This window comes from Bacteroidota bacterium, assembly GCA_041658205.1.
Classification (GTDB): domain Bacteria; phylum Bacteroidota; class Ignavibacteria; order UBA10030; family UBA8401; genus UBA8401.
This window is the reverse complement of record JBBAAO010000001.1, coordinates 44,909-58,130: the sequence shown is the minus strand read 5'-3', so window position 1 is coordinate 58,130 and position 13,222 is coordinate 44,909. Positions and strand designations below refer to the sequence as shown.

At 42.5% G+C, this 13,222-nt stretch carries 5 protein-coding genes; 4 read left to right on the top strand and 1 reads right to left on the bottom strand.

Features of this window, described 5'->3' with window-relative positions:
- The first annotated feature begins 26 nt into the window (after positions 1-26).
- The 4 genes from WDA22_00195 (at position 27) to WDA22_00180 (ending at position 11,214) form a co-directional block, all read left to right on the top strand.
- Positions 27-3,017 (top strand): SBBP repeat-containing protein, encoded by a 2,991-nt coding sequence (locus WDA22_00195; protein ID MFA5831869.1) that lies wholly within the window; start codon positions 27-29, stop codon positions 3,015-3,017.
- Positions 3,018-3,198: 181 nt separating this feature from the next.
- Positions 3,199-6,726, top strand: a complete 3,528-nt coding sequence (locus WDA22_00190; GenBank protein MFA5831868.1) for an ATP-binding protein — start codon at positions 3,199-3,201, stop codon at positions 6,724-6,726.
- 338 nt (positions 6,727-7,064) lie between these two features.
- Positions 7,065-8,663, top strand: a complete 1,599-nt coding sequence (locus WDA22_00185; protein ID MFA5831867.1) for a T9SS type A sorting domain-containing protein — start codon at positions 7,065-7,067, stop codon at positions 8,661-8,663.
- Positions 8,664-8,688: 25 nt separating this feature from the next.
- Positions 8,689-11,214, top strand: coding sequence for a T9SS type A sorting domain-containing protein (locus WDA22_00180; GenBank protein ID MFA5831866.1), 2,526 nt, complete (start codon positions 8,689-8,691; stop codon positions 11,212-11,214).
- 620 nt (positions 11,215-11,834) lie between these two features.
- On the opposite strand, the gene WDA22_00175 is transcribed toward WDA22_00180, so the two are convergent.
- Entirely contained in the window at positions 11,835-12,713 is an 879-nt protein-coding gene (locus tag WDA22_00175) for a hypothetical protein (GenBank protein MFA5831865.1), read from the bottom strand.
- Between the last annotated feature and the right edge of the window lie 509 nt (positions 12,714-13,222).

Here is a 13,222-nt window from a genome sequence, read left to right as displayed (position 1 = left end):
CACATAATAAACATTTTGGAGATTGTATGAGACTCCTGTTGCAATGTATCACAGTCACGGTTTTTGTTTCTCAGTTTCTTTTTGGCCAAGATGTATCGAACAAGAATGTGCTACGGCCAAATAATGATTTCATGCGTTCGCACGTACACAAAAAGCTGTTGGAACAATCTCATAATCTTTCACCACGATATCAAAGGTCTATTTCCAAAACCTTTACCGGTGTTGATACCGCCTGGGTGAGGTATTATGGTTCCGGTTTGCTTCCCGCAAGTCAAAGTACGGCTGGCATTGCGGTTGACGGTTTTGGCAATACCTATGTCATTGGTACGTGCGAAAACGGCCTGAACGGATTTGATTATTGTACGATCAAGTTTGATTCATCGGGGAAAGAACTCTGGGTACGGCATTACAATGGATCGGAAAACAGTTCAGACTATGCTGCTTCACTTGTTGTGGACAAAGCCGGCGATGTGTACGTTACTGGAACGAGTGAAGGTCTATCAAATGATTACGCAACGATCAAATATAATGCAAATGGAGAGATTGCATGGGTACGAAGATATGGTGGACTGGGAAATTATGATGACGGTGCCGCTTTTATAACAGGAGACGAAAGCGGGAATGTATATGTCAGCGGGAAAATCAATGGTGATTACGCCACGATCAAATATAATACAAATGGCGACACTGTCTGGGTCCGCAGGTATGAAGGGCCGGGAAATTCTGATGACAGTGCATATTTAATTGCTGTTGACGGAAGCGGGAATGTGCTTGTAGGAGGGACAAGTTATTTATCAGGTGTATATAATTTTATCTTGATCAAATACAACGCGAACGGTGAAACTGTTTGGACACGAAGTTCCAACACACCAGGAAATTCTTTTGATCTACCCGCTTCACTTGCCTTTGATGATAGTGGAAATGTATATGCAACCGCGGAAAGCTATTGTTCAGGATTATCTGTTGACTACGTTACTATCAAATACAACACCAATGGAGATACGATCTGGGCAAGACGATATAATGGACCCGGAAATAGTAACGATGAACCATCTTCACTCACTGTTGATGGAAAGAGGAATGTGTATGTAACGGGTATTAGAGCAATAAACTATGCCATGGGTGAATTCACAACGATTAAATATGACCCGAATGGTGATACATTGTGGATGAGACGGTACCAATATTATTGGCCGAATAGTTCTTTCACTAGAGCCCCCTCGCTCTCTGTTGATGGAAACGGGAATGTGTGCGTCACTGGTTCCAGTTTGAGCGCGTCAAACGACGATGAGTACACTATTATCCAATACGATTCTGCCGGCGTTAAGACTTGGGTACAGCACAGCAAAGGAAGTTTAACATCGCATGCCGTTGACGGAGACGGGAACGTATTTGTTACCGGTTATATTTATTCCACATCTCAGTTTACAACAATCAAATACAACACAAAAGGTGCATCAATTTGGCAAAATTTGTTTTATGGACCCGGACTAAGTTCTGACAGGGCATCTTCCCTTGCTGTAGACGAAGTTGGGAACGTGTATGTCACGGGTTCGAGCTACAACGCATCTGGAACTTCCGATTATGCGACTGTCAAATATAACAAGAATGGTGAAATACAATGGGCAAAACGATATAACGGACCGGTGGATAGTACTGATGATGCAACATCCATTGCCGTTGATGGAAGTGGAAATGTATATGTCACGGGAATGAGTACCGGTTCGGGTTCATATGCTGATTTCGTGACCATCAAATACAATGCAAATGGAGACACAGTATGGGTAAGGCGATATAATGGACCGGACAACGGTATTGACAATGCAATTTCATTAGCCATTGATGGTAACGGGTATGTGTATGTAACGGGTTCAAGCAGCGGAGATAATGCCACGATTAAATACAATTCAATTGGTGATACGTTCTGGATTCGTCGATACCCCGGGATTGAAGCAAAATCTCTCGCTATTGATGGTAGAGGAAATGTGTATGTTGCAGGTAATTGCAGCGAAACGGGCGGGTACTATGATTACATTACGATCAAGTATAATGAAAACGGAGATACCGTTTGGGTGAGACGGTACGATGGGCCCGGGAATAGCGCTGACTGGATGACCACCCTTCTTGTTGACGCTAACGAAAATGTGTACGTCACGGGAGCGAGCGGAATATGGCCAAATTATGATTACGCCACGATCAAGTACAACTCCAATGGAGATTCTCTTTGGGTGAGGCGATATAATGGAACCGGAGATAATTATGATTCACCATCGTCTCTTGCCATAGACAACAGCGGCAATGTGTATGTTACGGGTGAAAGTGATGGATCTGAACCTTACTATTCTGACTACGCCACGATTAAATATAATCCGAATGGTGATACCGTCTGGGTGCGAAGATATAATCGGCCCGAGGAACACTTAGACGCTGCTGCAAAATCCATTACGGTTGATGTTCATGGGAATGTGTACGTTACAGGTGAAACTGACATTGCTAGAGGCTTGTATGGCAGGATCAACGGAGGCGACTGCACGACAATAAAATATAATAATGCTGGCAACGAGGAATGGACAACAACGTACTTTGATAGGATAAGAAATACACCCGTTGGAATTCAAGTGGATGCTATTGGCAATATCTATATCGCCGGTACCAAAACATATAGCGACGATTGGAATTACCAAAACTTCTATTCAATTCTCAAATATACTCAAACACCAACATCGGTGAAAATTGTTTCGTCTGTAATTCCATCGAAATTCACACTTCAACAAAACTACCCTAATCCGTTTAACCCGAGCACGGTAATCAGTTATCAGTTACCAGTCAACAGTAAGGTGACGCTGGAGATTTACGATGTGTTAGGACGCGAAGTGGCGACGCTGGTGAACGAAGAACAATCTGCGGGATGGAAGGAAGTGCGATGGAACGCGAGCAAGGTTTCGAGCGGAATTTATTTTTACAAGATACAAGCGGGTAATTATGTCGAGGTAAAGAAGATGCTGGTCGTTAAATAGTTTTCAAACCTTGCGAAGGTTTCAATAAAAATGAAAACAACCTTCGCAAGGTTGCACATGCAGAACAAAGAACAATCGGCCTGCAAGAATAAAATCATTTGGTTCTTTTTTATATTGTTGAATCCAACAGATCAAATATGTATGTTCTTTCGGCTATGATGCTGTCATTCGGGGATTTTGAATGAATCGAACAGAACATCATCTGGTGGCATTCGTAATATTCTTGTCGCTGGTAACACTTCCTTCCATTATTGTTCCTTCCCAACTTCGTGTTCCTCAACAATTTCGGACAATTCAATCCGCAATCAACGCTTCAGCGATTGGGGATACTGTTTTAGTCAATGATGGTCGATACTATGAAAACATCCGCATCAGCAAAAATATCACAGTGGCCAGTCATTTCATTTTGTACAATGATACATCGCACATTTCTAGTACAATTATTGATGGAAGCAAACCTCGTAATATTCTGAAGGCAAGTGTCGTCACCATCATGGGAAAAACAGATACAACATGCACACTTATTGGATTCACTATTTGCGGCGGAACAGGAACATACATTTACAATGATTCACTAAAAAGAGAGGAGATTCTTGGCGGCGGTGTGTATATCGAAAACGCCGGTATGCGGATCGCACACAACATCATTACGAAAAACACTTTGTCCACAAGTATGATTCACACAAATTTCAATGTAGGTATTCCACTCCCCAATCAGTCGAGTATTGTTAAACTCAAGAATAATCTCTCCGCTGGAGCCGGCATCGAAGCCCGTGACTCTTCCGGCGGAAAAAATGTTCCTCCCTATATCATCATCGACAACAATTCGATAATTGGAAACATCTCCTCAGGAAACTGGGCTGCGGCTGGTGGAATCGATATCGCTCAACCGGGGAGTATTCGAAATAACGTTATTATCGGCAATCAGGTAAAATCTCAAAACCGCGGTTGGGGCGGAGGAATATTTTCTGAAACAAGTGCTAAGTACGATGTCATAGTGGAGGGGAATTATTTTTCACGCAATGTTGCCGGTATAGGGGGAGCCCTGCTTATTGGAACAAGAACTGCACGGCATGGAAGAACAATCGTTTCGAACAATATCATGACGAGGAATGAAGCATTCGAGGTTGGTGGGGCGGTTAATGTCGGAGAGGAATCATACGCGGTCTTCATCAACAATACCATTGTCAGAAATAAAGCGATGTCCAGCGGAGGAGGAATCAATATCACCTCCGGCTCCCAAGTTACTCTTGTGAACAATATCTTGTGGAACAATAGCATCGATCAAGTATCGTTATGGGGAAATGTTCAATCGATTACCAATCTGATTGAGGGAGGATTGCCGGGATGGAACAATATCGACCGCAATCCTGAATTCCTTCCGAATGATTCACTCTTCCGTCTTTCTCCAAAGAGTCCATGTATTGGAACGGGAGTCAATTCTCTTCGTCTTTCTGATAAACTTTTTCCGTTTCCACAGAGAGATCAAACCGGTGCTCTGCATGCTGTTCCCGCAGGCAACGCACCTGATATTGGTGCTGTAGAATCTCACTTTGAAGTCAGTCCGGCTTCTGAGGAGTTGCTACAATTGCGAAAAGGGGCTTCCGATGCTTTTGTTAAACTGACGATTATCATACAACAGATCTCCCCCACTGAGCATAGTTCTACTAGTCAGGAGATACTTCAAGCCGGCCGAATGTCCACAACTGTTATTGTGAACGATTCAATACGTTCAATGTATGATGAGTCATCAGCAAATCATTCATTCACACTCAACCCTGGCAAGAATCTTCTTCAAGTTGAAATAGTCGGCAAGTCGAGAGATTCAATAACCGGTCTCAGCATATACTTTTGGCTCGAAGGATCTGATCCCCAAGTTACAATCCTCTATAGACGTTGGGGATCGATATATCATTACTACTCCGACCTTCGGCCAGGGACGTACCGATTGGTAATTCAGCCTCAGGATGAAGAGCATATTTTAGGACACACGAATAGGTTTTCCTTCGATATCACCGTCCTGCCGTATTGGTATCAACGATGGTGGGCGTTCGCTTTATACACATTTGGTATAATAGGAATAACATTTGGTTTATTTCGAATCCGGCTTCAACGTGTTATGCTCGAACAAAAGTTACTGGCTGAACATATACAGACCGAGAAACAGACCGAATTGAATGCAATGAAATCCCGTTTTCTTGCCAATGTCTCACACGAACTCCGTACACCGCTGTCGCTTATCTTAGGTCCGATTGACTATTTGCAAACCAAAAAAATGGACAAAGAGATTCATGTGCAGCTCGGTATCATACAACGCAATGCCGATCGATTACTGCGGCTTATTGAATTGTTATTGCAATATTCGCGGATGGAATCGGGTACGATCAAACTTCGCGTTGCGCAGGAAGATGTTGTTTCTCTTCTTCGTCGATGCACAGGATACTTTTCAAGTCCGGCAGCAAAGAAACAGATTGAAATAAGATTCATACCCTCGCAAGAAAACATGACAGTGTTCATTGATGCTGAGAAGATTGAACACATATTGCAGAACTGTCTCTCTAACGCCATTAAATTCACTCCACTGGACGGGACTATTGAAGTTCAGGTGTGGAAGGAAGATCCAGATGTTGTTTTTTCTGTGAAGGACAACGGTTCAGGCATCGCACCGGAACATTTATCGCATGTTTTTGAACGCTTTTATCGCGCAGATGCAACCCACAAAACAGAAGGAACTGGAATCGGCCTTTCCCTTTCAAAAGAACTTGCTGAAATCCATCATGGATCGATGCAAATTGAAAGTAAATTAGGTGAAGGGACTACCGTGACGGTGCGCATTCCCTTGTCAGGATATACCGATTCAGAATTTTCATCAGAACTTAGAAATATTTCAATACCACAAGAACCTCCACCTGTTTCATCATTCATTGATACTGAAGAATCACCCGTTGATGCCGAAGAGCTACCCGTGATATTGATCGCCGAAGATAATGAGGATGCCCGTACGTTCATCCGCACACAACTGGAAAATCATTACACCATTCTCGAAGCTGAAGACGGTGAGGATGCACTCAGCAAAACAAAATTCCAGATCCCCGATCTCGTCATCACCGATGTGATGATGCCGAAGAAGGATGGACGGGAGCTTTGCAAGGAATTGAAACAGGATGAACGTACAAGCCATATTCCGGTTATTCTTCTTACAGCATTAGCAGAAAAAGAGGATAAGATCAAAGGTCTCAATATCGGTGCTGATGATTATCTGGTAAAGCCGTTTGATGCACAAGAATTGCTCACGCGCGTACGAAATCTTTTGGAGAACAGGAAAAAACTGAGAGAAACATTTGGCAGAACTGTTCCCTTAAAACCAGGTGAAATATCCGTTGCATCACTTGATGATCTGTTTTTAAACAAGGTACTCGCAATTATTACCGCACATATCACGGAACCGGAATTTGGAGTGGAGAGATTTGCTCGTGAGATATTCATGAGCAGGTCACAACTTCATCGAAAGCTTAAAGCAATCACGAATCTTGGTCCAAGCGATTTCATCCGATACATCCGTCTGCAGCGGGCAAAGGAACTTCTCGAAAAGAATGCCGGCAATGTTGCAGTAATTGCAGATTCCGTCGGATTTACAAATCACTCCTATTTTGCCAAATGTTTTCAAGAACAGTTTGGCCTTCTCCCCAACGAAATACGACACCCGTAGAAATACTATTTTTGAATTCGTTCATTATTCATCCTGAACGAATTTAATAGTTTTTCCTACAACGAGTCAAAAGCAGATAAGGGATAATCTTCAATTCATTACGTTCGTACACCCTTCGGCTTGTTGCATTCGCTCAAGGTGACTTTCCTTTGTTTGATTTGGGCTTTTCAATTCCCTTAAACAATACTTTTTTGTCTTTATTTGTATAGCTCTTTAACGTTGAAAAATGCGCCATCAATGGTATAGTTTGCGACATTGGAGCTAACACTTCTGTATGCACATTCTTTAATTTCAACGAGGTTTATCCTTTCTGTTGACCACAAATTATTGGAGGCACTATGCACGCAATGGGTACGGTATTTTTCTTGGCGTTCTTTCTCTTTATCTCTGAATCTGCAGCAACCACTCGCAGAGTGCCGCAGGATTTTGCTAAGATTCAACTTGCGATTAATGGAGCAGTAAATGGCGATACAGTGTTGGTATCGGAAGGGACATATAAAGAGAATCTTCTTATTACAAAAAAAATAACGCTTGCCAGTTTATTCTATCAAGATAAAGATACTTCACACATCTCAAAGACGATCATTGACGGAAGCGCACCGAGCAATATTGATTCGGCATCTGTTGTGATTATAAATGGAGCAACTGATACTACCATGGTAGTCTGTGGATTTACAATTACTGGAGGAACAGGAACTAGTGTCCTGAATGGAGCATTTCGCTTTGGTGGAGGAATTAACATTGAAGGGGGCGGAGCAACGATCAAGAACAACATCATCTCTAAGAACACAATCACTGGCATTAAGGATGTCTATGGTGCCGGAATTAATATCTATCCCGGTGGTACCTATGAAATTTCGTATTGGATTGTCGAGAATAACATTATCGTGAACAATGCCGCCTCCTCTTCTGCAACAGCGACCAATGGAGCAGAAGCAGCAGGTGCTGCGCTCGCCAACAATGGAAGATTTAACAATAATCTGGTTATGAATAATACCGTATCGGGAGTCTATCGCGGCAATGGAGGAGGTGTGGGTATTTCCGGCACACCAGGACACGGCAGCACAAATATTGAAATGTCAAATAACCGTATACAGGGCAACCAAGCCAGCAACAATGGAGGCGGAATGTTATTGTATACTTATTCCTCCTCCGTCCCCTATGTGGTAATAAAGAACAACATCATCAGCGGTAATAGTGCTAATAACAATGGAAGTGCAATCTTAGTTATCAGCGGAGATTATAATTTTATTAACAACACAATCACAAACAATACGGGTCTCTCGTCACTTAATCTGAGGATAGATTTTGGCGCGTTAAACTCAAGATTCCTGAACAACATTATCTGGAATCCGAATTCTCTTGTTGAAATTAATACCGGAGCGACATTCAATGCACACTATAATTGTATTCGTGGAGGATATGCAGGCACGGGAAACTTCAACTCCGATCCTCTCTTTGTTGCAAACGATTCACTGTATCATCTTTCCAACTCTAGTCCGTGTATTGGTGCAGGCATTTCGTCCGATTCAGTTGGAGGGTCATTATTAAACGCACCATTGTTCGATTACTTTAATACTCCGCGTCCAAGAGCAGCCGGAACGAAACCGGATATTGGTGCGGTGGAAAGCGACTTTTCCACTGATGTAGAAGAACTTTCGGAAAGAATTCCTACTTCATTTGGTCTTGAACAAAATTTCCCCAACCCTTTCAATCCATCAACAACAATTCGGTACGCTCTTCCAAATTCTGCAAATGTAAAACTTGCTATCTACGATCTACTCGGAAGAGAAATTACAACACTCGTAAACGAAGAACAATCGGCGGGATGGAAGGAAGTAGAATGGAACGGGTCGGCGTTTAGTTCAGGATTTTATTTTTACAAACTACATGCGGGGAATTTTATTGAAATGAAAAAAATGATGCTGGTAAAATAAATTATTCAAGAAAGAAGAGGCTTGGATGAACAGAATAAAACGTTTTCTCGTAGTGACACTCACACTCTTTTCCGGTGTCACAAACATATTTTCACAATTTGTAGTGAATAGCAATACTGAAAAAGATCGGCCTCAGCAGCTGCCTGTCGTGATACGTCCTTTGACGCATCCTCAAGGGCTTTCAGAAAAATCATTCGCTTCTACACGTTCATTCTACAAGCAAAAAGCTGATTGGCAAAAAATTATCGACTCTACATGGGGACCGGGTCTTCCATTGGCGCAAAAGCTGCAGATCTTTGACAGCTATGCAACAATTCTCAATAACAAGTTTGACGGCTTTCTTTCACTCGGACTTAACTGGGATTCTCTGAGAGTGCATTTTCGTTCCAAGATTGATTCAACGACAAGCCGTGGAAGGTTTTCAGCAATCATGAGCAGGTTTGCATTTAGTCTCCGTGATGGACACACGGGTGCTGATGATACTACCGTCACATTTACCCCTTTAGCACCTGGTGTTCCAGTTCTCATTATTATGGCATGGGCTTCAGCAGAACATTTCGGAGCAGTCCTTACGTCGCTTCCGGACAGTACGGCTCTTGTTTTGTACACAGTCGCAAACCACCCTTTAGGTCTTTTGCCCGGTGATATTATTTTGGGATACGAGAATAAACCGTGGAAACAACTTGTTTATGAGCTGCTGAATGCAGAGATCCCATTTCATAGTTGGGGATCAGGTACATTATCTTCAGAAACTCATAAGCTCATGCGAAACGTCGGAAACAACTGGCATCTGTTTGACACCATTGATGTTTTGAAATACTCTACAAAAGATACATTACACCTCTCTGTCACTCCTTTGCTTGCTCTTTCAGCGGAACCAATGTGGGGGTACGAGCAATTACCAATACCAGGCATACCTTTCGTAAAATATACCCTAGATTCCAAAGGATATCCCTTAGGCCAACAAGTATCCTACGGAAAACTACCCGGCACAAATATTGGGTACATTCAACTCGCCACCGAATGGCCGACAGTTCAGGCGGACCAATCATTCTATCAAGCAATTAATGCATTATGGAATACAGAAGGTCTTGTCATAGATATGCGGTGGAACACGGGCGGGTGGGCGCTGTTCGATCATGCCTTTGCAATGATGTTCAGCCAACGCATCACGACAATTGAGGATGCGTATCGTATCGGACCAGCTAACTTTAATCTTGCAGCTGTTGGAAACAGCAAAACGTACTTGATCCCAGGTACACCGGGATCACTATATGATAGACCGATTGCCGTTCTGTTGGGTCCCACCTGCATAAGCATGGGAGATATTACTGCTCAACGGCTACGGTATCATCCAATGGTGCGCTTTTTTGGAAAGCCTCCAATATCCAGCTTGGGAGATAATACTACACTTACCGGCTTCCCGAATTGGTTCATGAACTATTCATTCGGCGATATGTTTCACACATCTGAGCCGGGCGTCTATCTGAATAGAAGTGTATTTCCGATCGACGAGCCAGTCTGGTTCAATCCGGACGATGTGGCAAAAGGAAAAGATCCTGTGCTCATACGCGCGCAGGAATGGATGAAGAGTCTCTCATACATTCATGACTTCACCGTTATGAATCCGTACGTTCGCCCCGGCATTGACTCACTGATAGTGACAGGTATTTTAAATAATCCTGCCAATCATGCATTGTCCGCACAGGTGACTATCACAAATTCCGGTGGAATTGTATTAGACAGCGCATTGATGAAGAATGATGGACTCCATGGTGATGGTTTGCCGGGTGACAGTGTTTGGGGCGCACATCTCCACACTCCTTTTGCTGAAGAATTTTATACCCTGAATGAATCAGTTACAGACCAAACGCTTGGATCGATGCGTCAACTTCCCGCATTAAAGTTCTTCACGACGGCAGGTCCGATTGTGTGCTTTGGAGACACATCGTCAGTTGTTCCTCAATGGGGGAAGACTATGGATTTTCGATTTAAGATCCGGAATAACGGAAAAGTGTCTCCAGCTTTTGCAGTAACAGGAAAAATACGTTCGCTTGATACATCTGCTAATATTACTTTCGGGAATTTGATGTTGATCGGCGATTTTATTGCCGGACAAGAGCGACTCAGTAGTACCGTAGGAATTACCTTCTCTTCATTTGGAACCGGAAAACGAAAAGTTCCGTTTGCGCTCTCTTTTTCAGCTTCATCCATTGAATATTGGCGGGACACTATTTTAATCACCGTAGATAATCCCACTAGTGTTGCTTGGAACGAAACCATTCCTTTGAAATTTTCACTTGAACAGAACTACCCCAACCCCTTCAATCCTTCAACAACAATTCGTTATGCTCTCCCCTCCTCTGCACACGTAAAATTGGCCATTTACGATATCCTCGGCAGAGAAATTGCCACACTTGTGAACGAAGAACAATCTGCGGGATGGAAGGAAGTGCAGTGGAACGCAAGCAGCGTGTCGTCGGGGTTTTATTTTTACAAATTGTCAGTAGGGAGTTTTGTTGAAACGAAAAAAATGATGATGGTAAAATAATCTGTAGGACGGATCGCCGATCCGTCCTACAAAAACGAAGAACAATCTGCGGGATGGAAAGAAGTAGAGTGGAATGCTAATGGAGTTTCATCGGGCATATATTTTTATAAAATACAGGCGGATCTATTTGTTGATGTGAAGAAAATGATGGTATTAAAATAAAATGTAGGACGGATTGCCAATCCGTCCTACATAAACGAATCACAATCGTCAGATGGAGGGAAGTGGAGTGGAACGCCCGCCAAACAATATGATGGACAGGCCGATCCGACCCACAAGAACGGAGAACAAACTACGGATAGAAAGAAGCAAAGTGGTTTGCTCTCCATGCTTAGTCATGGTTCAGCAGAAGGAGGTCAGGCAAATGGTTTTACAAACCGAATAGATATCATGACAATTGTGGCACATAATCCTTCGATATGCTCACAACAAAGTTTTACACAGACGAAGAGAATATTATTCTTGAAGTAGTACGGCAAACAATGTCGATCGCTTGTATCGCGTTTGTGGAATTATGATGGAGGGTTCGACGAGCAAAATGGGGTCTATTCTGTCAATAGTTAGTTAGCATTACAGGGAGAAATATTCACTTCGCACAATGCAATACGACCACCATCTATTTAAAAAGATTGGGATAAATACGAATGTTTTGACGTTTCATCAACACTCCAGTGAATATCGAGTCCAAAATGAAATTCGCCGGTATTGATAAATTGGTTTTGCGTCATCCACAATCCAAGACGAAATGTTCCGGAGAGTGGAATTGATCCCGATATGCCTGTTGTCAACGTTGTGCTGAAAATATTGTTCATTCGACTGTGGTATGAAAAACGATACGTGTGCTTTAAAAGAAATTCCCATTGCACACTAAGGAACTCCGCTGAATTAATCACGCCCGCGCGAAGTGAACTAGGTGCCGCATCTGAATATATCTCTGCAGATGCAAATGGTGAAATAACAAATGTGTTGTGCTTGAAGAGAATCGTTTGGGAAAATAATACAATGTGAAATCCCATCGTTTCTTCACTCAGATAATTCAGATCGAGTTGTTTATACTTGAACAGTGTATGGTAACCATTTTGAATAGTGCTTCCCCCATACATTCCGTTGAGCGCAAAACCAGCTCCTAATCGGTACCGAAATGATGACGACGTTCCTTCGATTCCGGACCGCAGAATGATAATATCCGTTCTGAATTGCCGTTGGCGATCGGTTAAAATGGAAAATGAAGCGTCCGCAAAATAATGGACATCGTTCAATGAAAATGATGTGAGAAGATAAAAACCTGTGGTGACATGATCGTCGAGTGCTGGAAACAATTTGTTACCGACAAAATCGTTTATCTCGTTTTCAACAAGAAAATCGTCGTTAAAATAACCCATAGTGACCGTGTGATGACTGTGTATCTGTAAGGATGTATCTCTGTTTTGCGATAATGTCAACAGCGAAACGAAACACCATAATAACGATAAATACATTGCAGAGCGGGTTGCGTTCATTAACAAATATAATCATTTATTTTCACACCAATGAATCGTTCAAAGGTATTCATAATCAACGCACACAACAGCATGATTCAAAACAATAATAATTGTGCTCGTACAGAATTTCAAAACCCCATAAGGGTGAAGTAGGTTGTTACTATCTGCTGCAGGAAGCGCCGGTTATTACCGGAACAATATAAAATTTGACATTGTAATTGTTTTCAAGTACGTTTTCTATGCGAACATCGTATTCGTCGGTTCTTGCCGCGAATTGGATTCCGGGATCTTAGATGAGATTCCCAACACATATCTTCCCTCCTTCCATCTACCGGCTCAGCCGGATCGTAACCTCATATACTTTTAAGACCGAATTATCTTTTATGACATTTCTGTAGAAGTGGTCTCAAAATGAATTTCATTGTCATTCCGAACGAAGTGAGGAATCTCGTTTTTATAATTGAAGACAAAATCGAGATTTCTCGATGCGTCGCATCTCGAAATGACAATCATTAGGTATTTTTGAG